The 24536-nt window shown below is 42.0% G+C and carries 20 protein-coding genes and 2 pseudogenes; 11 read left to right on the top strand and 11 right to left on the bottom strand.

Annotated elements, in window-relative coordinates; all coding sequences use genetic code 11:
• Window positions 1-46 precede the first annotated feature (46 nt).
• Window positions 47-751: a dethiobiotin synthase gene (bioD, locus tag DXX94_RS01910; RefSeq protein ID WP_116013517.1), complete on the top strand. Its 705-nt coding sequence runs from the start codon at window positions 47-49 to the stop codon at window positions 749-751.
• Window positions 752-786: 35 nt separating this feature from the next.
• On the opposite strand, the gene DXX94_RS01905 is transcribed toward bioD, so the two are convergent.
• A complete protein-coding gene (locus DXX94_RS01905) occupies window positions 787-1209 on the bottom strand; it encodes a type II toxin-antitoxin system HicB family antitoxin (RefSeq protein WP_116013516.1) in 423 nt (140 codons plus the stop codon).
• Between the two features lie 487 nt (window positions 1210-1696).
• Between DXX94_RS01905 and DXX94_RS01900 the strand changes: the two genes are divergently transcribed.
• Window positions 1697-3088: a cache domain-containing protein gene (locus DXX94_RS01900; protein WP_116013514.1), complete on the top strand. Its 1392-nt coding sequence runs from the start codon at window positions 1697-1699 to the stop codon at window positions 3086-3088.
• Between the two features lie 17 nt (window positions 3089-3105).
• The gene (locus DXX94_RS01895) at window positions 3106-3726 is read left to right on the top strand and encodes a response regulator (RefSeq protein ID WP_116013513.1); all 621 of its coding nucleotides are present in this window, start codon (window positions 3106-3108) and stop codon (window positions 3724-3726) included.
• A 198-nt stretch (window positions 3727-3924) separates the two neighbouring features.
• Here the strand turns inward: DXX94_RS01895 and DXX94_RS01890 are convergent, their stop codons facing one another.
• Together DXX94_RS01890 and DXX94_RS01885 are read right to left on the bottom strand one after the other, a co-directional pair.
• Window positions 3925-5994 carry a methyl-accepting chemotaxis protein gene (locus DXX94_RS01890; RefSeq protein WP_116013511.1) on the bottom strand — a complete coding sequence of 690 codons (2070 nt, stop codon included), beginning with the start codon at window positions 5992-5994 and terminating at the stop codon, window positions 3925-3927.
• A gap of 81 nt (window positions 5995-6075) precedes the next feature.
• Window positions 6076-7119: a DcaP family trimeric outer membrane transporter gene (locus DXX94_RS01885; RefSeq protein WP_116013509.1), complete on the bottom strand. Its 1044-nt coding sequence runs from the start codon at window positions 7117-7119 to the stop codon at window positions 6076-6078.
• Window positions 7120-7468: 349 nt separating this feature from the next.
• Between DXX94_RS01885 and DXX94_RS01880 the strand changes: the two are divergent.
• A pseudogene (locus DXX94_RS01880) lies at window positions 7469-7605 on the top strand (excalibur calcium-binding domain-containing protein); the annotation flags it as partial.
• A gap of 172 nt (window positions 7606-7777) precedes the next feature.
• Window positions 7778-8158, top strand: coding sequence for a hypothetical protein (locus tag DXX94_RS01875; RefSeq protein WP_116013508.1), 381 nt, complete (start codon window positions 7778-7780; stop codon window positions 8156-8158).
• A gap of 99 nt (window positions 8159-8257) precedes the next feature.
• Here DXX94_RS01875 and DXX94_RS01870 read toward each other — a convergent pair whose 3' ends face one another.
• Complete coding sequence (locus DXX94_RS01870; RefSeq protein ID WP_116013506.1) at window positions 8258-9448, bottom strand: class I SAM-dependent methyltransferase; 1191 nt, start codon at window positions 9446-9448, stop codon at window positions 8258-8260.
• A 78-nt stretch (window positions 9449-9526) separates the two neighbouring features.
• Between DXX94_RS01870 and DXX94_RS01865 the strand changes: the two genes are divergently transcribed.
• Together DXX94_RS01865 and DXX94_RS01860 are read left to right on the top strand one after the other, a co-directional pair.
• Window positions 9527-9796, top strand: a complete 270-nt coding sequence (locus DXX94_RS01865) for an acylphosphatase (RefSeq protein WP_116013505.1) — start codon at window positions 9527-9529, stop codon at window positions 9794-9796.
• A 130-nt stretch (window positions 9797-9926) separates the two neighbouring features.
• Window positions 9927-10922, top strand: coding sequence for an NAD(P)H-quinone oxidoreductase (locus DXX94_RS01860; protein ID WP_258872072.1), 996 nt, complete (start codon window positions 9927-9929; stop codon window positions 10920-10922).
• A gap of 39 nt (window positions 10923-10961) precedes the next feature.
• Here DXX94_RS01860 and DXX94_RS01855 read toward each other — a convergent pair whose 3' ends face one another.
• On the bottom strand, window positions 10962-11192 hold the full coding sequence (locus DXX94_RS01855) for a DUF1653 domain-containing protein (RefSeq protein WP_116013502.1): 231 nt from the start codon (window positions 11190-11192) through the stop codon (window positions 10962-10964).
• Between the two features lie 407 nt (window positions 11193-11599).
• Here DXX94_RS01855 and DXX94_RS01850 point away from each other — a divergent pair, with 407 nt between their 5' ends.
• From DXX94_RS01850 to DXX94_RS01835, 4 genes and pseudogenes are all read left to right on the top strand, one after another.
• Window positions 11600-14239 carry a TonB-dependent receptor gene (locus DXX94_RS01850; RefSeq protein ID WP_116013500.1) on the top strand — a complete coding sequence of 880 codons (2640 nt, stop codon included), beginning with the start codon at window positions 11600-11602 and terminating at the stop codon, window positions 14237-14239.
• A gap of 308 nt (window positions 14240-14547) precedes the next feature.
• Window positions 14548-15222 carry a nitroreductase gene (locus DXX94_RS01845; protein WP_116013499.1) on the top strand — a complete coding sequence of 225 codons (675 nt, stop codon included), beginning with the start codon at window positions 14548-14550 and terminating at the stop codon, window positions 15220-15222.
• Window positions 15223-15281: 59 nt separating this feature from the next.
• Window positions 15282-16264: pseudogene (locus DXX94_RS19710) on the top strand (alpha/beta fold hydrolase).
• Window positions 16265-16316: 52 nt separating this feature from the next.
• Window positions 16317-17432 carry a DUF2855 family protein gene (locus tag DXX94_RS01835; RefSeq protein WP_116013497.1) on the top strand — a complete coding sequence of 372 codons (1116 nt, stop codon included), beginning with the start codon at window positions 16317-16319 and terminating at the stop codon, window positions 17430-17432.
• A gap of 164 nt (window positions 17433-17596) precedes the next feature.
• Here DXX94_RS01835 and DXX94_RS01830 read toward each other — a convergent pair whose 3' ends face one another.
• The 6 genes from DXX94_RS01830 to DXX94_RS01805 form a co-directional block, all read right to left on the bottom strand.
• Complete coding sequence (locus tag DXX94_RS01830; protein WP_116013496.1) at window positions 17597-18223, bottom strand: hypothetical protein; 627 nt, start codon at window positions 18221-18223, stop codon at window positions 17597-17599.
• A gap of 78 nt (window positions 18224-18301) precedes the next feature.
• Window positions 18302-19306 carry an NADP-dependent oxidoreductase gene (locus DXX94_RS01825; RefSeq protein WP_116013494.1) on the bottom strand — a complete coding sequence of 335 codons (1005 nt, stop codon included), beginning with the start codon at window positions 19304-19306 and terminating at the stop codon, window positions 18302-18304.
• Window positions 19307-19384: 78 nt separating this feature from the next.
• Window positions 19385-20449 carry a patatin-like phospholipase family protein gene (locus DXX94_RS01820; protein WP_116013492.1) on the bottom strand — a complete coding sequence of 355 codons (1065 nt, stop codon included), beginning with the start codon at window positions 20447-20449 and terminating at the stop codon, window positions 19385-19387.
• A 26-nt stretch (window positions 20450-20475) separates the two neighbouring features.
• On the bottom strand, window positions 20476-22158 hold the full coding sequence (locus DXX94_RS01815) for an AMP-binding protein (protein WP_116013491.1): 1683 nt from the start codon (window positions 22156-22158) through the stop codon (window positions 20476-20478).
• Between the two features lie 156 nt (window positions 22159-22314).
• A complete protein-coding gene (locus DXX94_RS01810; protein WP_116013489.1) occupies window positions 22315-23508 on the bottom strand; it encodes an acetyl-CoA C-acyltransferase in 1194 nt (397 codons plus the stop codon).
• 55 nt (window positions 23509-23563) lie between these two features.
• Window positions 23564-24478 carry an SDR family oxidoreductase gene (locus DXX94_RS01805; protein ID WP_116013488.1) on the bottom strand — a complete coding sequence of 305 codons (915 nt, stop codon included), beginning with the start codon at window positions 24476-24478 and terminating at the stop codon, window positions 23564-23566.
• Window positions 24479-24536: the final 58 nt, after the last annotated feature.

The following is a 24536-nucleotide window of genomic DNA, read 5'->3' as shown; positions in this document are numbered from 1 at the left end:
TTTTTGCGTACCTTTAAATCGCTAACGCCAAAAAGGCCTCAAAAAAATGCCCCGTAAAAAAACAAAGCACCTTTTCGTAACAGCAACTGATACCGATGCGGGTAAAACCTTAGTTGCCTGTGCAATTGTCAATATTTTAACTAAGGCACGCAAAGTTGCCGTATTCAAACCAATTTCAGCTGGCTGCGATAACGTTAGCGGGCAGCTAGTGAATCACGATGCATTACAATTACAGCAACTGGCCAATTGTAATCAACCACTTGAAAGTGTTAACCCTGTTGCATTTGAAGAGCCAATTGCACCTCATATTGCTGCACAGACGCTAGGACAAAAAATCAACGCAGTGCAGGTTACTGACTTGTTTAAATCGTTAGATAGTTTCGCGCCTGATGTGATATTAACTGAGGGGGCCGGCGGGTGGCGGTTGCCTTTGGGAGGAGGTCAGTTTCTTTCAGATTTTGCCAAACAAACTGAACAGCACGTAATATTAGTGGTGAACATGAAACTGGGCTGTTTAAATCACGCGCTGCTTAGTTATGAAGCCATCAAGCGTGATGGTTTAACTGTTGTTGGGTGGGTCGCAAATTGTATTGTGCCAATGGATTATCAACAAGAAAACATAACCGAACTCAGTCAATATTTAGATGCGCCGCTGCTTGGTGTAGTACCTAATGTAGAAAACGCCGAGCAAGCAAGCAAATTCCTAGACAAAGATTTGATTGAACAAATCGCTAGTTCCCATGAAGAATAAAAGCTTGGTTTAATTAGTCATAGTAGTTTGCATCATTAATCTTTTATAGCGAGTTCAGCCAAGCATGCTTGGGCAATAAAGCCTGAGCGTGTTTTGTATTGCTCTGATTTGCTTACTCGATCATCAATTTGCTTGATGAGTAACTCAGGCAGTGTCACGTTGATTTTATGACTCTTACCTAAATATTGTGCAACATCAATTTCGATAATTGCCCAAGTTAGCCCAACATCCTCGGCATTAGAGGCGTTTTTTGTGCCCAACCATTTATCGATTTGGCTCGCTGGCGGTACTGGCTCACCATATTCGGCCAAAATCATTAAATGAGCTGTGATCGCGTCTTTTACCTTTTTTAAGCCTTGATCTATTGATTCGCAATTCACTTCACAGCCAGGTAGATCAGGAACCAATGCCTGATAACCACTCATAAGGTTGCCTGCAAATTTAACTGGGTAGTGCATCTTAGATTGTCCTTAATTTAACCACTTAACACACCATAACCCTTATAACCCTCTATGGCAAATTGATTATAACTCCGGTAACTCCTGCGGTTAATAAGCAAATAACTCTGATAACCCTAGTAGTTGTACATTTGGTAACTCTGGTAACTCCAACATGGATGTTAGTGTATACTTACAAATTACATAAAGGCTTTTAGATAAAGTTAAAAGTCCAGAGGCAAGCACAATAAAAAAGGCTATATCAGCCGCATAAATAGAGGTATTAGAGTTGTTACAGTTATGGCTTGATGACGGTTTTAAGCGTTTAAAAATGAGTAAAGTTAGAAGTTAACAGCGCTTGCTTTGTTTATTTAGTTAAACAGATGGATACAAATTAACACCTAGACGGATAACTTCTATGAGTGAATTCTATGAGTGAAATCGTCTTAGACGTATAATAGCGCAGGATAAAATACATTCTTTACAAGTTAAGCTTTTAGGCGTGTTAATGAATATAAATTTGAAACTACAATTGTTTACTACGGTTCCGCTACTTGTTGCTTTATGCACTGTCTTGTACACGACACGCATGGAATTTAATGAGCTATCGACACAGCTGGAAAATACCTATCGTCAAAATGTGGTGAATCATCGCTTAGAAGAATTAAAAAACTATGTTTCATTAGCTCGAGGTGCAGTTGAACATTTATACCAAGGAAAAGCGCTAGATGAAGATGTTTATCAATCGCAAGCTAAAGCAATTTTAACCAAGATGCGGTTTGGCTCGGATGGCTATTTTTTCGCTTACGACTTTGACGGTGTAAATGTTGTTCTGCCTGGCCAAGATTGGCGTATCGGGAAAAACTGGTACGAGATGGAAGATCTGAATGGTGTGAAAATCGTTCAGTCAATCATAGAAAATAGTCGCGATGGCGGCGGCTATTCACAATACGTGTTTAACCAACCTTCTACTGGCGAAACGGCCAAAAAAATGGCTTATTCGGAACAAATTCCTGAGTGGCAGTGGGTATTTGGAACAGGCGTTTATATTGACGATATAGACAATCAAGTCACTGAAATAGAATCAGCTGTCAACAAGCACATTCAATCGGCATCACAAACCATTTTCCTTATTGGTGTATTAGCCACTGTCATGGTGTTTATTACTAGCCACTATTTTAGGTATGGAGAAAAGCGGTTAGCAGATAAAAAGCTACGAGAGTTAAACGAGCGAATTTTTCAAACTCAAGAGGAAGAGAGCAAACGGTTTTCAAGAGAATTACATGATGGTGTTGGGCAAACGTTAGCCGCGGCAAAGTATTCAATGGAAACGATAAAACTAAAGGTCCAACATCAGCAAGATCCTACAAAAGATATTGAACATGCTGTTGATTTGACGGGCAGTGTAATGCGTGACATCCGCAGTATTTCACACCAGCTTCACCCTGGAATATTGGAAGACCATGGGCTTAGTGCTGCACTTGATGAGATGGGGCAAAAATTAAGTAAAAGATCAGGGATTAAAGTGGTTGTTGAGCGTTTAGCCGTTGCTAATTTAGTTTCAAAAGAGCTCAAGTTAGCGCTGTATCGCATTGCTCAGGAAGCGATGACTAATGTTGAGCGTCACGCAAAGGCATCAGAAATTTTAGTGACGTCAACATTAGATGAAGACTGGGTTACTTTAGAGATTACTGATAACGGACAAGGTTTTGATTATCACAGTATTCAACGCTCAAACAAGCCGAGCATGGGGATCGGCCTTCGCAATATGAAAGAGCGCATGAGTTTTTATGAAGGGCGTTTAGAAGTTTCTTCGGTGAAGGGAAAAACAAGCATTATAGCGTATATCCCGAAGCACCAATTACATTATAATAATGGCGTTAACTCTCTTACGGACTAAGAAAATAATAAATTTACATGATTAAAGTACTACTTGTTGACGATCATCCAATTTTTCGCGAAGGATTGATGTTCAGGCTCAGTCTTGATCCTGAGATTAAAGTGACTAATCAAGCTGAAAATGGGCAACAGGCGCTAACCTTGCTCCAACATTTTGAATTTGATGTCGTACTGATGGATATTAATATGCCTGAAATGGATGGTATGTATGCATTAGAACTTATTAGAGAGCAGCAGCTTGATTGCAAAGTGATCATGCTGAGCATGCATGACAGTAAAGAATATATTTTATCGGCTATGCGTCATGGTGCGAATGGTTATGTGTTAAAAGATGTACCCGGTGATGAGCTTATTTCCGCAATCAAAAAAGTTGCGAGTGGTAAGTCATATTTTAGCGCCGAGGTTACCGATATTCTCTCGCAAGAATTAACTAGTGATCAAAGAGTGTCACTCACACGCCGCGAGCATTTAATATTGCGTTTAGTATCGCAAGGATTAAACGACAAAAGAATTGCACAAGAGTTAAATATTAGCGCTCGCACTGTAGAAACACACAAGCGTAATATCAAAAAGAAATTAGGAATAGAGTCAACCATTGGGCTCGTGCGATATGCAATTGACTATGGGCTAGATAAATAGCTTTCGCTTCCGCGGTGTCGCTGAGGTTTTTCTAATCCATAAATTAGTGTTAGTTGAGTTTGTAAAATAGGCTTGTTAACGTTTTAAATAACGACCAAGCCCTAACATTTCCAGAAAAGTATCAGAGTAGTGCCACAGCGTTACCAAGGCACTGCCTGCCTAGTCGTTATTCAAATCAACGTATCTTACATAACAGCGTTAAACTTTAAACTGATTTATCAGCCCAGAAAGTTGCTCATTGGTTGTTGCCAGCTCGCGGCTGCTCGCCATAGTTTGTTCACCACCTTGCGATAAATCATTCACAACAACTTGAATATTATTCATATTCTGGCTGACTTCTTCAGTTACTGCGCTTTGTTGTTCTGCAGCGGTCGCGATTTGATTGTTTAAGTCATTGATATGAACAATGGCGTTGGTCATAGTAGATAAGCTAGTAGATACCTGCTCAGTGTTATCAGAGGCTAATTGGCAGCTCGCTTGTGTCGCTTCCATTGCCGCAACGGCGTTGGCTGCATCATTTTGTACCTTAGCCAAAATATGGCTAATTTCTTCAGTACTGGTTTGTGTGCGAGAGGCAAGGGCGCGAACTTCATCGGCCACAACAGCAAAGCCGCGACCTTGTTCACCAGCACGTGCAGCTTCTATTGCTGCGTTAAGTGCTAACAGGTTAGTCTGGTCAGCAATTTCACCAATAACACCTAACACATTAACGATTTCCTGAGTATTGTCATTCATAGTGTTAATGTTATCTGCTGCTTGTTCAATTTCACCTTTTAGCTTATCAACACTTGCGGTTGTTGATTTGACTAGCTGTTGTGCTTCGTTGGCTTCTTGCTCAGCTTGGTTCGTGCTATGGGCAGACTGATTCGCGCTGTCAGCAACACTGTTAGCGGTAGCACTCATTTCAGTAATGGCAGTAACAACTTGCTCGGTTTCATTCGCATGATTGTTTAATGCTGTATGATTTTGCTCAGACTGTGTTGTTAGGCTGCCGATATTTTGAGTAATGTGACCAGAAGATGAAGCTAGCTCTTTAAGCATGTTTTGCAGGTAAGCGATAAAATTATTGACTGATTTTGCGATGTCGGTAATTTCATCGTGACCGGTAATTTCTAATCGTGAGCGCAAATCGGCTTCGCCACTTGAAAGGCTAGTAATACGTTCGTTAAGTACAGATAAACGATGGGTAATGCGATTAATAAAGTAGAGGAATAAGCCAATAACTACTGCCGTTGTAATAACCAAAAACACAATATTTTGAATCGTTTGATGTTCAAAAATGTCTTTGGTTGCTGTGGTTAGTTGGTTTTGCGCTTCAATAATATCAGTTTCATAGGCGCCGGTAGCGATTGTCCAACCCCAATCAGGAAACACTTTACGAGCGTAAGCAATTTTGTTTTCAGTTTGGTTAGTTGCCGGGTTGTTAAATGCCATATCCACAAAGGCATCATTTTGGCTACTAAGTTGATTAGCAACTTTAATCGTGTTCTCAATACTTGTACCTACAATCGATGCTTTTGGGTGCGCTAATAGAACACCTTCGCTGTTTTGTACCCAGAAGTAACCATTTTTACCAAACTTAGCTTTAGTGATCATTGCAAGCGCTTGCGCCTGCTTGTCGGCTTGTAAACTAGAAATGTATTCGCCGGTAGCAATAACGATATTAAGCGGCTCGAATAATTTTGCGGCAGTAAGTTTGTTTTCTACCTGATCTGTATTCGGGTTTACAAATGCATACTCTGTAAATCCGACGTCGTTAGAAGTGCCAGCATTAACGATATTTCTCGCATAAAATACGCCGTTTTTATCTTGCGAATCTTTTGCTGATGTGCCGATAAGTGAAGGCTTTAACGTGTGGGTAACATAGTTGATCGAGTCTTTATTGTAACTAAAGACATAGCGGTTGTTACCCCAAGTATAATTATTTAAAAAAGCATGGATATGAGCTTTTGAGGCTGATTTAGACTCGGTGTTTTTATAAATTGCGGCGATGGTTTGGTAAATAACCGTAAGCTCTTCAGCAAGTTCTTCTTTTACCCTGTCTTTATGTGCTTGTTGATAGAACAAGTCGGCTGAAAGGGTAACCGTATCAATTTGTGCTTGCAGGTTTTCCTTAAGTGTTTTTTCAACGGCGCTACCAACATTTTCTGACTCAGTTGCTAGCACAATATTCTTGGTAAGAATTGTTTCTATAATAGAAATACCGCCGATAATTGCTAGGGCAGCTGTGGTAAGCAAAATCATTTTTGCTTTAATACTAAGATTCATTGCAGTTCTCCTGAGTCGCTTGAAACGCTAGTTTGATAAAATAAAGTGCCGCTAAAGGCGGCACTTTTTTAAAAATCCCTGTTAGAGGATATATTTTGCTGAAACTTGGAAGTAATCTGACTCTGCAGATTCTGTTTGGTAGCGACCAACTTCACCACCGACACTAAAGTGTTGAGTGATATTTTTGATCAAGTTCAGACCCCAGTGGTTACGTTCAACATCTAACTCGTCAATTTTTACATCGCCGTAATAAAGGCTTGAACGCCATGTTTCTGTCCAGAAGTGACGGTAGGCTAGGGTGTATGCTTGCGTTTTGTGGATATCACCATCTTTAGCAAGATCATTAATGTTGGCGCCAGGGCTAACATATCGACCTGAGCGACCGTCATTGTATGAAAAGCGGAAATCATCTTTACCAAATGTTTTAATACGACCATGGATGTTGTAAGCAAACTGGCTGCCGTCAGCGGCTGCAGCGTCATCGCCGTTGTCCAAGGTACGCATTAAGCCAGCAACTGCCATTTGACCCCAGTCGCCTTTTACTGTGTAGCGAGCAACAACATCAGGCACAGATTGGCTAATGCCTGATTGTGTTGACGGATTTTCAAGCGCAACTTCTAAGCCACCGGTTGTATAACGTACTTGGCTTTGACGAATAAATGTTTGACCAACATGTGCGCCACCAAAATCAAGCGCATCCGCGATTGATACCAATGGCATAAAGGTTGACCACGTTTGGCCAACACGCCATTTGTCATAATCGATATAAGCGTGACGTAAGCGAAGAGAATGGCCGCCTGTTACGGTTTCGGTTGAGCCGCTTGGGTTTTGATCATCGTAAAAATCCCACTCTAAAACAGCTTTAACTGCAGCGTTTTGATATTTGATATTAAAGCGTGACTCTCTTACGTTAAAACGGGTTTCGTTAGTGTCAGGCTTGACGATGTTATTTCCTGTCCAAAAATCTCGGTAGGCAAGATCTCCGTTTACGTTTCTAAAGTCTGCTTTAAAATAGCCGCCAAATGACAGTTTGTGATCTTCGTTTATTTCTACACTGTATTCAGCGAATGATGGAGCACTAGCAAGTGTTGCGCACACTGCTACTGAGACCAAAGACATCTTCATAATACTACCTTTATTGTGTAACTAAATTCGGCTGATGAATGTGCGCTCGACGTGAGAACTTTGCAGCCGAAAAACCGACGGCAAAAATACTTGAAGTGAGAACTTCTGTTAACCCGTAGAAATACTGAATAAAGCTAAGGGATTACCCGTAGAAATAGAGAGTTTGTAACTCAAGGTGTAACAAACTTTAAGAATGGGCACTGGGTATGTTAAAAAATAGTTAAAAAATGATTTTTTAACGTTCAAAGAACACTGCTTGTGTGGCAAAAATTCAGCAGCGAGCTGTTATTATGATTGATGGTGTAGATAGGGTGTTAGGCAAAAAAGTTTCACAATTTTTAAATTTTATTTTTTCTGTGATGATCGCCAACATTGCAGCCAAATGAGTTCTAGTGAAGAAGCAGAGTTTTTCTCAACAACTGCCCCAATACAAAAATGGATGGTGATAGAGATGGAGTGCCTTGCGAGCGCCAGTTTAGTTATTAATATTAACTACAATCGCTAATTAAAGTGCAGCCTAATAAACATAACTTGAACCTAATGTTTAACAGTCTACAGTTAATAGACTAGCCACTAGATACGGGAGGAATAAATATCTTGTTGTTAAACAAGTCAATATTAACTAACTAAAGCTTAGTAAGAACCCAAGGAGAGCTAGATGAGTAGATTATTGACATTTTCTTTGGTACTCGCATTTGCGATATCACTAGCAGGCTGTCAACACACGCCTGTCTCTAATGCACCAACTAAGAGTTTTGTCATTGTTGGTGAATCTAATGCTGGTGGCGTTGAAGCGGCCCAAGAATTACAACTGGCTATAAATCGCAGTCAAACGGTAGGCTGCAAAGCGATATCAGTAGGTGGTTATGGTGCAGGTGGCGAAGGAATGGTGCTTGGTATAGCTGCGTTGATCAGCTGTCCTGTTGGCGTTCACATTATTCCGACAGGCTTTCCTTATGATGCCAACACAGGGCTTAAAATTCCCGTAAATTCAGCGGATGTGTTACCACCGCCATTGAACCCTCCACCCACACCTTAGATTTTGCGAAAAAGATTAACCAATAAATACTCACAATAAGCACTACAACTAAAAGGGGCTAGTTAACTAGCCCCTTTGTTGATGATGTTATTTTGTTATTTAGTTAATTTGGCAAACAAAGCCTTTTAAGTAGTAACCCTCAGGGTAGTTGCTTGAAATTGGATGATCTGCAGCTTGGTGCAAACGTTCAACAAAGTGGCAAGACTTGCCAGCATCTAGTGCGGCATCAGCAACAACTTTCTGAAATAGTGGAGCATCAAGTAGGCCAGAGCAGCTAAAAGTAAGTAATAAACCGCCAGGATTCAGTAATTGCATCGCCAACATGTTGATATCTTTGTAGCCACGACAAGCACTAGTTAGTTGCGCTTTGTTTTCAACAAATTTTGGTGGATCCATGATAATCATGTCAAAACGAACACCGTCTGCTTTATATTTGCGCAGCAGTTTAAATACATCTTCTTTAACAAATTCTACTGGCGCATTTTCAAGGTTGTTTTCAGCTAAGTTACGCTGAGCAATATCTAACGCTGCTTGTGATACATCAACATTAGTTACTGAAGCCGCACCTGCCGCCGCGCAATGAAGTGAAAATGTACCTGTGTAAGAAAAGCAATTGAGAATGTTTTTGTCTTTTGCGTATTTTCCAGCTGCTAATCGAGAATCGCGTTGATCAAGATAAAAACCTGTTTTATGGCCCGTAGCAACATCCACAATAATGTTAATGCCGTGCTCACAAATAACGCGCTCGGTTGACGATTTTTCATTAGCTAGCCAACCCACTTGTTTTTCCAAACCTTCTTTTTTACGTACGTCAACGTCAGAGCGTTCGTAAACACCGCAGTCAGGATAAAGTTCTGTTAATACATCAACTAAAGTATGACGATGAAACTCTGCACCTGCTGAAAGTAACTGACAAACAATAATATCGTCGTATTTATCAATGGTAATACCGGGCATACCGTCAGACTCACCTGCAATAAGGCGATACCCCGTTAGCTTGCCTTGTTCGATAAACCAATCACGCCGGCTTTGAGCTTGTTCGAGTTTGCGTTTGAAAAAGTCACGATCAATATTTTCGTTTTGATCAAAGGTCCAGACGCGAACTCGCATTTGAGATTCAGGTGAATATGCGCCGCGTGCTAACCAGTTGTCTTTACTGTCAAATACATCAACAGTCTCACCAAGCATAGGTTTACCCTTAACTTTATTCACGGCTTTTGAGAACACCCAAGGGTGTTTGCGGCGTAAAGATTTTTCACGACCAACATTTAAATAAATTCTTGCTGACATATGCCTATACTTAGAGAAAACAAAATTGGGCAGATTGTAGTGAAAGCCGTTTGCCTGTGCAATCAAAGGAGTATAAATATGGCGATATGTTGTCTTGCAAATGTTAGCGGCAAAGTACAAGGGGTGTATTTTCGTGCGTCATGCCAGCAAATGGCGATAGATTTGCAACTTAGCGGCTATGCAAAAAACTTGGCAGATGGTGATGTACAAGTGCTTGTGTGCGGCGAGGAAGATAACGTCAATAAAATGCTTGAATGGCTTAAAGAAGGGCCGAGTCAGGCTGAGGTTGCCAATGTGACTCATAATCAAGTTGAATATCAGTCTCTTAATCATTTTTCTATTGGTTAACAGGTAAAGGCTGACGGGTAAATAGTTAACAGGTTAATTACTTAAACCAGTTCTTGGCTTGTCTGTCGTAATCTCTGCCGATAAACTCGTCTTTAATTTCTTTTTACTTTTTAATTAGTAGCTTAGCTAAATGACGACTTCCAAAAAAAACATGTATTTTATTGATGTAAAAAACGACACCCTAACGTTTAGCCAAACCACTATCCCAGAGCCTAGTCAGTCACAATGTTTAGTTAAAGTTAAAGCCATTGGTATTAATCGCGCAGATTTACTGCAACGAGCAGGGCTTTATCCACCACCAGCTGGTGAATCAGAAATCTTAGGAATAGAAGTCGCCGGCGAAATTATTGCTGACAATACCGGGCAATTTCAAATCGGTGATCGCGTTTGTTCTATTGTTGCCGGTGGAGGTTATGCGCAATATGCGGTTATTGAAACGGATCACCTGATTAAATTGCCAGACAGCTATTCATTTGAGCAAGGCGCAGCGTTAGCAGAAACCTATTTAACCGCTTATCAAGCGTTGTTTACTATTAGCCAGTTAAACCAGAAAGATAAGTTGCTCATTCATGCTGGCGCAAGTGGTGTCGGCAGTGCAGCTATTCAATTGGCAAAAGCCAGAGGTTGTTTTGTCTCTGTAACGGTCGGTAGCGATGAAAAAGCCAACGCGTGTAGAGAATTAGGGGCAGATGTCGCGATTAACTATAAGAGTTCATCGTTTGTAGACTGGGCGAAACAAGCGGATATAGCGTTTGATGTCATTTTGGATGTTGTTGCCGGTAATTATGTAAACCAAAATTTAAAAGTTGCTGCGTTAGACTCGCGTATCGTTATATTAGCGATACTTGGTGGCCGATATGCAGAACAGCTCGATGTTGCACGTATGCTACAAAATCGTATCAGCATAACGGCTAGCACCTTGCGTAGCCGTACTGATCAATATAAAGCCGCGCTTGTTAACCAATTTGTTAGCGATTTTAGTGATGAGCTGTATCTGCAAAATGGCGCAATAAAACCTGTGATTGATACGTGTTACTCGTGGCAAGATGCAGAGCGGGTTCATCAAAGAATGTCTAACAATGCCAACATCGGCAAGCTAGTACTAACAGTTGATGAGCTTGGTTAACATGATTACCCACTAGGCATGATTAACTACTAGGCTAAGCTATTCGTCTTGAACAAAGCTAAATCTTTTCATCGTTTTACCGTCTCGTTCTATGGTTTCATCGAACATAGCCAGTGGTCGAACCCAAAACTCAGGCGTTCCTGTTTGTTCAATGCTGCCATAAAGTGGGTAGTAAACCACCATCCATTCTTCAGTTTCGCTGTGCCGAGCCACTTGGATGACTTGGTATTTATTACCTTTAAAGTGTTGATACGTACCTAAAGGGATCATTTGTATTGCTCTTAAAGTTTTTCGCGCAGTGTAGCAAATGTCGCGATATTGAAATAGATAGGTTTTTTAAAATCTAATCCACAACGCCTTCATCTTTATGCACTAAATTTAAATTAAACTATTAATATGATTTATTAAAAATATGATGAATTATGAACATGTTAATAGTTTATGCCCTTTTGTTTTTGGTTGTTAAATAGTCTATAACGCCCAGTATTTGTCACAAACAGCTTAAGTCTTATATCTCCCAGCCATAATTAGCATCTGGAGTAGAGTTTGCGCTCTATTTGAATAGTTGACACTGGCTCGACCACTTAACAAATTAGCAATTGAAAACAACAAAAATAAGGCCGTAAACGGCTGCTAATAACAATAATAATTTGCTATTTGCTTTTGGGGAGAAGCACATGAAAACAAGTCAGTTCAAGCGCAATAAAATTTCGTTGGCTGTTATAGCGTCGGTGTATTTGACGTCGCCCAGTATTATTGCGCAACAAGCTCAGTCAGAACAACAAACAGTCGATGAGTCTTTTCTAGAGCGTATTACCGTAACTGCGCAAAAACGAGTACAAAATCAACAAGAAGTACCTATTGCGATGACGGCCTTTAGCGGTGAGGAAATGGCAGAGGCTGTTATTAAAGATCTGTTCGATTTACAAAAATCTGTGCCAGGGCTGGGGGCGTTTCAAGCACAAAATGCCACTCAATCTAGCTTTTCTATTCGCGGTGTTGGTACTTCATCACAAAACTACGGGTTAGAGTCATCGGTCGGTTTATATGTTGATGGCGTTTATCGCGCTCGTCAAAACTCGATGATTAATAACCTTATCGATGTCGAAGGTATTGAGGTGCTGCGCGGCCCGCAGGGCACTTTATTTGGTAAAAATACACCTTCAGGCGCGGTGTTAGTGCGCACAGTTAAGCCAAGCCACGATGGTGACGATGGATTTGTTGAATTAACCGCTGGTAATTTTGGTTTACTGAATGTCGCTGGCGCCATGTCGTTATCAGCTATTGACGATATTCTCGCATTTCGTGTAACGGGCTTTACTAGCCAGCGCGACGGCATTGTTGATGATGTAAATTTTGGTGAAGATATTTTAAACGATCGCGATCGCTGGGGCGCACGTTTACAAATGCTGTTTACCCCAAGTGACTCCTTTGAACTTCGCATTATCGCTGATCAGGGTGAAATTGATGAAATCTGCTGTGCGGCACCAACGCAAGTGTCTAATTTTCAGGCTCGTGAAATACTGGGAAAATTCGGCAGCGATGCGTTTTTGAGTCAGCCGCCATTTAATGCAACCGTATTTCGAGATGATCAATTTTATGATCGCCAAGTTGCAGTTTCCTTCCTACCTAAGTCGCAAATGACAGACAAAGGTTTGTCGGCGGAAATAAACTGGGATCTAAACGATCAATATACTCTGACGGCTATTTCTGCATATCGCAGCTTTGAGGCCTACGACAATATTGATAGTGACTTTACCGATGCTGACTTATTCGGCACCATCAATGATGCAGAGCAAGATTCATTCTCTCAGGAACTACGCCTGACGTACTCGGGTGAATCACTTGATTATATTTTAGGTTTTTACTACTTCACACAAGATATTGACCTAAATTACAGCTTGTATACCGACGATTTATTTAACACGTTTTTCATGGCGAATTTTCAAGGGGCATTAGATCCTTTGTTAAATGGTATTGACCAACTCAGTGCCGCGACAGGTGGCTTAATTGCACCAACAGCTCAAGCAGCGCCCGGAGGCGTAGGTTTTGATCATGTCGCCACCCAAGAACATGAAAGTTATGCGTTATTTACTCAGTTCGACTTTTCACTAACCGACAAACTTACGCTAACAGCCGGTGTTAGGTACACGGATGAAAGTAAAGATTTGTCCACGGTATTTAGTGAGAACTTCTCTGATGGCTCAAGTTTTGTACCTTTCTTCAATAGCATTGGTGACCCGAGCGATCCTGCCACCATAGTACCTGGCACGCTTATTTATGGGGCAGGTGTTGCTGGCGCAATATTACAAGGAATTGGTGCAGGGCAAATAGATATTACTTCGCCACAGGGGCAGGCTGCGCTACAAGCTTTTGTTCCATTTCAAACGCCAGGGTGGGGTTTTCAGGCATTAGGGCCGACAACATCTACTCGCGAAGACATTATCGAAACGCTTGATGATGACCAATTTACGGGCACGGTTAAGCTTAGTTATCAATTTGATAAGTACTCTATGGCTTATGTGTCTTATGGTACAGGCTACAAGTCAGGAGGGACTAATACCGATCGCATTGCGCCGGGCGTTGATCCCATTTTTGAGGCAGAGGCCTCAGAGTCGATAGAAATTGGCTTAAAGAAAGATTTTGCCAATCAAGATTTGCGCATCAATGCAGCGGCCCATTACACCACAGTTGACGATTTCCAAGCCAATACATTTACCGGTAACGGATTTAACCTGCAAAATGCGGGTGACTATGAAATATCTGGTTTTGAGTTAGAGGCAACTTGGTATCCAACTGAGAGCATTGAGGTTAATTTCGCATACGCGCTGGTCAATTCAGAATATAAAAGTTTTGAACGCGGTAACTGTTGGAACGCCTTTACATGGCACACAGGTATCGTTGATCCGGGGCAAGAAAGCACAGATCCCGCGAATCCAAACCCGTTCTGTAACCGAACAGGTGACAGACCGGGCGGAGAACCAGAAGACTTTGCAATTTTAAGCATTAAAAAAGAGTTTAACTTAGCTGACGGCATTTATTCGTATATTCAAGCCGACTATAGCCATACAGGTGATATGGTGCTTGATGCGAGTAACGACCCGTATGCAGAACAAGATGCTTACAATTTGTTGAATGCTCGTATATTTGTCAAATTTGAGGAATTAGATCTAGACGTAATACTTTGGGGGCGAAATATTCTGGATGAGGAATACATTAATCGAACGAATTTTAATGTACCGATTCAAGACGGCAAATTAAATGCCTATGTGTCAGATCCTGCAACATACGGTATCACCTTGAAAAAACGGTTTTAACGGCTCGGTTTTAGAGATGCAGGGGGTAAAAGAAGTCCCCAGCGTCTTTTATCGCTTGATCTCTAAAACCGTTTAACTATTGCCTCAAAGCTTACAAAAGTGCTTACGAGCATTATCGATGTGGTGTGTTGCTTAATATTAATAATTTTATTAACTATTGAGTCACGCCATTTTGTATTTATAGTGAATAGAATAGAAAACAGTGTGTTATAAACGTTATTGATCCGTTACTTTATTAGTCAGTTATTCAGACCGTTATAAGTAAAACAGAAGCGCATCATAATAAAAAATGGAAAAAAGGAAAAAAGATGTCAGACATTACCAGTGTATGCGAGATTTTAGCAAATCGATATTCAGTTAGAGCGTTTGAAAGCACGCCTGTCGACAGTGAATTACTTGAGCAAATTTTTACCAAAGCACAGCAGGCACCGTCTAATTGCAATGTTCAGCCATGGCAGGTATGTGTCGTTTCAGGTAATACGCTAGCGACACTGCGCGATAAATTTATGACTACGTTAATGAGTGGCGCCAAACCCAATCCAGAGTTTAACTGGATGCCACAATATCAAGGCATTCATCGCGAACGTCAATTTGGCTCTGCTAATGCGTTGTATTCAGCGCTAGGAATTGCGCGCGAGGATAAAAAAGCACGCCAAATGGCGATGGCAAACAATTGGCAGTTTTTCGGCGCACCACATGCGGCGTTTTTCACTATGGACAAATATCTAGATATTATGGGGGCGGTTGATTTAGGTATTTATGCGCAAACGCTGTCGTTAATTCTTGCTGAACACGGTATTCAAAATTGTATGCAAGGCGCGTTAGGGCAGTTCCCAGACCCTGTAAAAGAACTGCTGGGAATACCTGAAGAGCGAGGCATTTTATTTGGTATGTCTTTTGGCTATGCAAAAGCTGATGCAAAGGCGAATCAAGCTAGAACAGATCGCGCTAGCACTGACGATGCAGTTCAGTTTTTTACTTAGTTAATCCGCATGGACGATAAACCGCCATTATTTACACGAAAAAACATAGCAGATAACAAATGAAGAACAGTGCGGATGAACATTTAAAAAATGCACAGATAACACATAGCTATGCAAACGTTTCAGGCATAAAAATACACTATGCGCAAAGTGGCGTTCACCACAGTGAAAATGGCGTTATCGTTTTTCTGCATGGCTTTCCAGAGTATTGGGGAACGTGGCGACATCAGCTCGTTTTACTCGGGAAGTCGTATCATACGATTGCGCCTGATTTACCCGGCTACAATCTGAGTGATAAACCGAGTGATAAAGCTTTTTATAAAATTGAAAATTTGATTAAGGTGTTAAGTGAGTTTATCGCGCAAGTGTCGCATAACCAGCCTGTTTATCTTGTGGCCCATGACTGGGGGGAGCCATTGCTTGGCCACTTGTTGCCTTTAATCAACAGCTAGTGAAAAAGCTTATTATTTTAAATGCAGCACACCCGAGCACATTTACCAGAGAGATGAAATATAATGCCGAGCAACGCTTGCGTAGTGGCTACATCCACCAACTTATCTCTCCTCAAGCCGAAAACTTGTTATCCGAAAACCAATTTAGCTACTTGTTTGATCAAATTATGAAGGGACTTGCAAAAGATCTCGTCACAGATAAGTTAAGAAATGAATATGTAGCGGTTTGGCAACGACCCGGCGCGATTAACGGTATGTTGCAATACTACAGGGCTATGCCTCAGCTCGCAGTTCGTACCAGAAATAACAATACGCAATCCCAAGGTGCTTCTACCGATAAAGCTGAATCACCATTAACGGCATTAGAAGCAATTACTATCCCTAAAATATTGATAAAAGTACCGACGCTGGTGCTTTGGGGAGCACAAGACCAAGCATTTGTTATCGAGTGCCTAGACGGCTTAGAAGACTATGTACAAGACTTAACAATTAAGCAATTCCCTGACAATAGCCATTGGTTACAGCATGAACAGCCAGACGCGATAACTAAAGCGATTGGTGATTTTGTGACAAACACAGCTCAATGCTAACAGTCGGTTAAAAACAGAGAAATAGGATAATTACCGAAAGGATCATGCATTTATGGATACTCAACAGCACCAATCAGTATTAGAAATAAACAAGCTAAACCTTGCAAAAACGCGTGTTGTTTCTGAACCTAAATTAACGTTGCAATCAGGACAAATTCGGTTAGCAGTTGATAAATTTGCGTTAACAGCAAACAACGTTACCTATGGCGTAGCAGGCGAGCTATTGGGTTATTGGCGATTTTTTCCCGCAGGCGAAGAACAGGAAAAGTGGGGCAGAATACCTGTGATGGCCTTTGCCACAGTTGTTGAGTCGAACAATGATGAAATATCAGTAGGCGAACGAGTGTTTGGCTTTTTTCCGATGACGAAGTCACTTGTGATCCAAGCTGGCCAAATCACCCCGTTTGGCTTTAGTGACACTGCGAGGCATCGACATCAGCTTTCTAGTGTTTACGCTAACTACGAGCGAGTAGCCAAGAATCCTTTTTATAACGAGTCTACAGAGTCTTATCAATTATTAGTGAAAGGCTTGTACACAACTTCATGGCTTATTGATGATTTTATGGCCGATCATAACTTCTTTGGTGCAAGTCAGTATGTTATTTCGAGCGCATCGAGTAAAACGAGCATGGCACTTGCGTTTGCTAGTCGTCAGCGTGCCAACGGTAAAGCAGTTAAACTGGTTGGACTAACGTCATCGTCACGGGTAGAGTTTGTGACATCAACTGGCCTATACGATGAAGTGATAAGTTATGATGAAATAGCCAAACTAGACAATCGCAAAGCTAGCATTTTTGTCGATATGGCCGGCAGCCAGACGGTGTTGGCGAGCGTGCATAACCATTTTGCAGAGAACTTAGTCTATTCTTGCAGTGTTGGCGCGACACATATTGGCGACCTATCAACAAACACCGCGAATAATGTTTCTTTACCTGGTGCTAAGCCAGAAATGTTTTTTGCACCAGCACAAATAAAGGTAAAAAGTAAAACAATCGGCGGCGCCCAACTCACTGTGCAAATAGCACAATCAATGAATCTGTTTATCGAAGAAATAAAACAGCATATTAAGGTTCAAGAAATCATGAATTTTGAACAACTAAACGAATGCTATTTGAGTTTACTCAGTGGTAAAGCTGATGCCAGCATAGGTTTTGTCTACCAGTACTAGCGCATGGCTAAGACACGCCTTTGATACATTCAGGAAAAGCTTCGATTTTATACTGATCTAAGCCTTATCTAAGTCGCCTTAACTGTAAATTGCGGTAGATAGCGGCGAAAGGAATAACAAATTAAAAAGCCCAGCTTGTCGCTGGGCTCTTAGTTACCGAGTTGCTATGCTCCGCCTAGCATGGCTTTTAACTGTTTTAAAATGGCTAGCTCGTCAGCGTTAAGTGGTGGCTTGTCTTTACATCTTGGGTCAGTTTTTTGAATCACATCTATCATTGGGCGAGTGATTGGTATTGGGTCACAGCCATGTCCCGTTTCACATATTAAATCAAATTCTGGTTTCGCTTTTTTGTGACAATCTAAGCAATTTCCACCAAATTTATTTTTAACGTCGTCAAATCCGCGAGCGGTAAACTTGTTACCTTCTGAAGAAACGGCTAGCTCGATAAACTCCCAGTCGTTAGTAGTAGGGTTCGTGCCTTTCGGGTGCTTAATCATCACTTCACTGGGCACTAACTGAACAACAGAGCCCGCAGGGTATGTACCTTTGCCTTGTTCAGCAATTGCGACGGTATCTTTTAATTTGTTGGGAAGTAAATTATCAACGAAAAACCCGCGCACTGGTGTCATCTTTGCCAAACAGCTAAAGCTGCTCTCATCGAATGTTAATTGATTTTGTTGGTTTTTATGATCTGCCTTGTGATCAGCGTAGGCATTTAATGAGCCTAGTAAGGCTGCAGTACTTAGAATACCTGCAATTGCCGTTTTGAGAAATGTGTGCACAAATTTCATGGTGTTTTCCTTTGTTGTTCTTGTATTTATTCTAGTTACAGTTCTTGTTCTGGTCTGTGGGGTTAATTTGATTAGTGTTTACAGCTTAACCATTAGCTTACCTTTGTTACCGCCGGTAAAAAATAGATTTAGCCCTTCAATAGCAGACGGCAAACCATCAAGAACATGCGCGCGGTATTTTATTTTACCTTGCATTACGTAAGGCGCTAATTTTTGGAATAGCTGTGGAATTTCACCATAATGATCTGGCATTGCAAAACCTTGTACTGTTAAGCGTTTTTTGATCATTTGGATCCAGTTAGGGCCAGGCGGTGGTGTCATCGTTGCATAGTCGGCAATCATGCCACATACGGCGATTCGACCATGCACATTCATACGATAGTAGATTTTTTCTTGAATCGGCCCACCAGTATTTTCAAAAAACACATCAATACCATTGGGGGCAAGTTCATCTAGTTTTGCCGCTAAATCATCCGTTTTGTAATTAATGGCGCCATCAAAACCTAACTCTTGTGTGATCCATTTGGCTTTGTCTTCACTACCAACAACACCGATAACATTAAGGCCGTCTGCTTTGGCGAGCTGACCTACTAGCGAGCCAACAGAACCCGCGGCACCGGTAACAACTAAAGTTTCGCCTTTTTGAGGTTTGCCAATTGCGTATAACCCCTGCGTTGCGGTTAAGCCTGGCAAGGCAAAAATCGACAATATTGCTTCATCGGGGAGGTCGTTTTCAACTTTATTAATGCCTTTGCCATCTGATTTTATGAGCTCTGCCCAACCCAATAAGCCTGTGACGCGATCGCCAACTTGAAAGCTTGGATGTTTGCTTTCTATCACTTTACCAATGCCACCACTGCGCATTACATCACCTAGTGCAACAGGCGGAATATAGCTGTTGGTGTCAGGGCTCATCCAACCGAACATTGCAGGGTCTAGAGAGGTGTAGGTTTGCTGAATTAAAAACTCACCATCTTCAAGCGCTGGCTTTGGCAATTGCACTACATCAAACAAGTCTTGTGTAATTGGGCCACCTGTTGGTCTAGCGATGAGCTTTATTGCAGTATAGGTGTTTTGTTCCATGTCTATTCCTTGGTGTCACTGTTGTTGTGGTTAGCTATTTATTAGGTGTTTATTAGTTATCGGCTAGAAACTACAAATTTAGTGCATCGCTAACTGCGAAATCGGCTTAATTTTATCTAGGTTTTGCCTGTGAATCAGCTCGTGCAAGCCCTCAGCAAGTTGCTCGCTTTGACTGAGTACCTGTTGCCAAACTTTAATGCGGGTTTGGCTGTCTAATTCCGTAAAATCCTTGCGATCAGGTATTTTTTTCAATGGTAAAGATTCAACAAATTCTTGTGTTGGACAGATCACGACAATGTTGTCGTAATTCTGCGCTCGAATCGGGCGTGATAAACTTTTGTCAAACCAGCCAGCACGCAGTGTTTGACTGAAATGTGGGTAAAGCACTAATCCTGGGTTGTGAATTTTAATATCAAAGTGATAGTCCACAATGCCGCCGTCGCGGTACATCCCCGGTGGGCAGTCGGGAATATCAGCTATTCCTTGCATTACCATAGGAATAGAGCCTGAAGCCAATAGCGCTTGCTTAAGATTGTTTGGCGTCAGGTAGGTGATGTGCGTGGTAAATTCGTCAGGGTCGCTAATGGTCATATCACTGCTTGACGGCTGAAATATGTAACGTTCATATTGGCTGCGCAGTAACTGCCTGTTCATACGGTTACGAACAAAGCTACTAAGTAACCCTGCGCCTTGCGTTAATTTGTTTTCACTAGCGACAAAGCCGTTAGATTTAGCGACAACAAAGTGTGCTTTTCTAATGGGGTTGTCAATAATTTCGTTAACGCCGTTTTTACCCAACACTTTGTCTAACAGGATGCGGCCTGTTTCTGTAATTTCTGCCGCAGTCGGTTTTTTTGAGGCATACACCGTTTGCGAATAATCGGTTGCTAAACGCGTAATGGCTGCAACAGGATTAGCTTGACCAAAACATGCGGCTCTAAATGCACCAGCACTAGAGCCCATAATGTTTAGCGGCGTGTTCCTTGCTTTGAAAAATTCACCAAATAGGTATTTATCTAATCCGTATAAGGTAAACCATTTGGGGCCACCACTTGCGCCCAAGAAACCGGTAAACAAAGATTGGTGAAAACCTTCGGCTTTAATTGTTTCTAGGGCACTTGTGCCAGCGTATAGCTGAATCATAACTCTCCTTTGATAAACTCTTTTTACTAAGCGGCAGCTTTAGTTGCAGCTAGCGTACGTAACTCTTTCCGTAAAATTTTGCCAACATTTGATTTTGGCATTGCATCAATGAAGACAATTTCTTTGGGTACTTTATATTTTGTTAAATTTTCACGGGCATGGGCGATAAGTGATTCTTCGGTTAAATCGGCTTGTTTTTTCACAATATAAATGCGAATTTTTTCGCCGGTAGCGGTACACGGAATACCAATCGCCGCCGCTTCTAATACGCCACTGTGCATCGCCATTACTTCTTCTAGCTCGTTGGGATAAACGTTAAAGCCAGAGACAATGATCATGTCTTTTTTACGATCAACAATGCGGAAATAGCCGTCTTCGTCCATAGTGGCGATATCACCAGTTTTAAACCAACCGTCTTCAATGGCCTCAGCAGTAGCGTCAGGGCGGTTTAAATAACCTTTCATCACTTGTGGCCCTCTCACCCAAAGCTCTCCTGGTTCATTAATACCAACATCGCTACCTTGATCATCAACCAGTCGAATTTCCGTTGATGCGGCGGGTAAGCCAATCGATCCGTTAAATTCAGTTTGGTTATAGGGACTAATGGTTACCATAGGACAACATTCGGTTAGGCCATAGCCTTCGAGCAAGCGAACACCTGTAATTTCCTGCCATTTCTCAGCAACTGGTCGTTGCACAGCCATTCCGCCACCTAACGCAACTTTTAGCCCAGTAAAATCTAGTTTATCAAAACCTGGGGTATGGATCAGGCCGTTGAATAGGGTGTTAACACCCGTAATTGCGGTAAAGCGATACTTTGCTAACTCTCTGACAAAACCCGGCATATCTTTCGGGTTAGTAATTAATAAGTTGGTACCACCGTAGGCAATAAAACACAGGCAATTCGAGTTAAGCGCAAAAATGTGATAAAGCGGTAGGGCAGTCACCATTATCTCTTGGTTGGGTTGGAAAACTGGTGTCGTCATCGCTTTTGACTGTTCTAAGTTCGCCACCATATTGCGATGTGTTAGCATCACGCCTTTTGATGGACCTGTTGTACCGCCAGTGTATTGTAAAAAAGCAAGGTCTGTTGGTTTAACCGCTACCGGTGTGAAATGGGCATTTTGGCCGACCGAAATCACATGATTAAATTTAACGGCGTTAGGCAAATGGTATTTCGGCACCATCTTTTTAATATGTTTAACAACCGCATTAACCATAAAACCTTTTAAACCACCTAAACGATCACCTAGGCCAGTAACGATGACGTGTTCGACCTTGGTTTTATCAACGATCTGGGCAAGCGTATGAGCAAAATTTTCAATGATCAATATTCCTTTGGCATCTGAATCTATCAACAGGTGCTCTAACTCACGAGCCGTGTAAAGTGGATTTACATTAACAATCGTTAAACCTGCTAATAAGCCGCCAAATAAGGCAACAGGATACTGCAAACAGTTAGGCATCATAATGGCAAACTTGTCACCGGGTTTTAGATTCCATTTGGTTTGTAAATAGGCAGCGAATGCTCTGGCTTGGTCGGCTAATTCTTGGTAGGTGATACTGGCATCCATGTTAATGAATGCCGTGTTTTCGCGGTATTGGTTGGTATAAGTTTCAAACATTTCAACCAATGAAGTGTACTTGTCGGGATTGATTTCAAAAGGCACCCCCGGTGGGTAGCTTTTTTCTAGCCACACTTTTTCCATTGCTTATCCTCTATCAAACGATTGTTGTAATTTTTATATTTATTGTTGTTATTATTTTTTAGTTTTTATTTTATATTTTCTTTAGAAGTGTCTAGCAAACTAGACACTGTCTATATTAGGCATTTTTACGTTAACTTTGTAGCTAAATAATGTTATTTATAACACTTCAAAAAGTCCTGCGGCACCTTGACCACCGCCGATGCACATAGTGATAACTACATACTTTACACCTCGGCGTTTACCTTCGAGTAAAGCGTGCATCACCATACGAGCACCGCTCATGCCGTAAGGGTGGCCAATAGAGATTGCGCCACCATTAACGTTGAGTTTCGCTTTGTCGATACCTAAGTGATCAGCGCAATAAAGCACTTGTACTGCAAACGCCTCATTAAGTTCCCATAATCCTATGTCATCAATGGTCAGGTTGTGACGTTCAAGTAGTTTAGGGACAGCGTAAATCGGCCCGATACCCATTTCGTCAGGTTCACAGCCAGCAACCGCGATACCGCGATATACGCCAAGTGGCGCTAACCCTTTTTGCTCGGCGACCGATTTTTCCATCAACACTAGCGCTGCGGCACCGTCAGAAAGCTGTGAAGCATTGCCGCCAGTAATGCAGCCACCTTCTTTTACGGTTCTAACACCTGATAAACCCTCTACCGTGGTGTCAGGGCGATTACCTTCATCAAGCGATAACGTAACTTCTTGCTTTGAAATATCACCGGTTACCTTATCTTGCACTAGCTTAGTCGCGGTAACCGGCACAATTTCATCATCGAACAAGCCTGCCTCTTGTGCGGCGGCGGTGCGCTGCTGAGAAAGTAAGGCATATTCATCTTGTGCTTGTCTGGAAATGTTATAACGGCTAGCTACGACTTCAGCAGTGTCTAACATGGGTATGTAAATGGCGGGAGCGTACTCTTTAACTCGAGCATCAACCGCGCGATGCATATTCATGTGTTCATTTTGTACTAGCGTGATGGACTCACAGCCGCCTGCTATAACCACACTAGCACCATCACCAACAATATGATTGGCAGCGCTGGCAACGGCCATCAGACCAGAGGCGCATTGGCGGTCTATGGTCATGCCTGGAACTGAAACCGGCAACTTGGCGGCCATTGCTGCTTGACGACCAAAGTTCATACTCTGGCTACCTTGCTGCATCGCAGCACCAAAAATACAATCGTCTACTTCCTCGCCATTTACGCCCGCTTTGTCTAATGCAGCGTTAATAGCGATTGCTGCTAGCGATGGCGAAGTAAGATCGTTAAAAGCCCCTCTATACGCTTTTGCGATAGGTGTTCTGGCAACAGACACAATAACGGCTTCTCTAGTCGTTGAAGTCATGTTCTTCTCCTTAAGCTTGTCCGGTTAACATTTGCGTGTATTGGTAAGCAGGTTCTTAGCTTGGCTGCATTGCCGCCATTGCTTTTGTTAGGAATTTTTCTGATTGCTTAACACCAGACTCTAATGCTTGCTGATTATCAGGTGCGGTTACCGCTTGCCATTGCTCGCGAATAGCTTCAGGAGATTGCTCTTCTGGCGATAAAAAGATGCCGTCGGTTTCGTAAATTGTGGCAGTTGCATAGCCGCCAGCCCCCGCAGATAAAATAGTGCGATTGGGCGCGTCATCATCGCATAAAGTAAGTAGGCCAGGTGTTACGTATTCAGGAGCGAGCATGCCCAGTATATTTTCAGGCATTAGATCTTCGGTCATACGTGTTCCTGCGGTTGGCGCAAGTGCATTAACGCGAATGTTATGTTTAGCACCCTCCAGTACTAGGGTGTTCATCAAACCCAGTACTGCCATTTTTGCAGCGCCATAGTTGGTTTGACCGAAATTGCCGTACATGCCGCTAGAAGAAGTGGTCATTACGATGCGGCCGTAATTTTGCTCGCGCATAGTGTCCCAAACTGCCTTGGTACAATTTACTGAGCCCATTAAATGAACATCTATGACTAATTTGAAATCATCAAGCGACATTTTTGCGAATGATTTATCGCGCAAGATGCCGGCATTGTTTACCAAAATATCAACGCGTCCCCATTTATCCATGGCTTGTTGCACCATATCTTGCACTTGCGCAAAGTCAGCGACGTTAGCGCCATGGCTCATCGCTTCGCCACCTGCGGCAATAATTTCTTGCACAACTTGTTCTGATGCCGCCGATGAACCGCCACTGCCATCGCGTGCACCACCTAAATCATTTACCACGACTTTGGCACCGCGTTTGGCCAGTGCTAAGGCGTGAGATTTACCCAAACCATTTCCTGCGCCAGTAACAATAGCGACTTTGCCTTTAAACTCTATGCTCATTCTTCTTATCCTCGCCTTAAAATTATTAGTTGTTACCTGAATTATGAAAGATAGCGTG

Source organism: Thalassotalea euphylliae (assembly GCF_003390375.1).
In the GTDB taxonomy this organism is placed as follows: Bacteria; Pseudomonadota; Gammaproteobacteria; order Enterobacterales; family Alteromonadaceae; genus Thalassotalea_F; species Thalassotalea_F euphylliae_A.
Note: the sequence above shows the minus strand (reverse complement) of the source record. Positions and strands in the feature narration are given on the sequence as shown.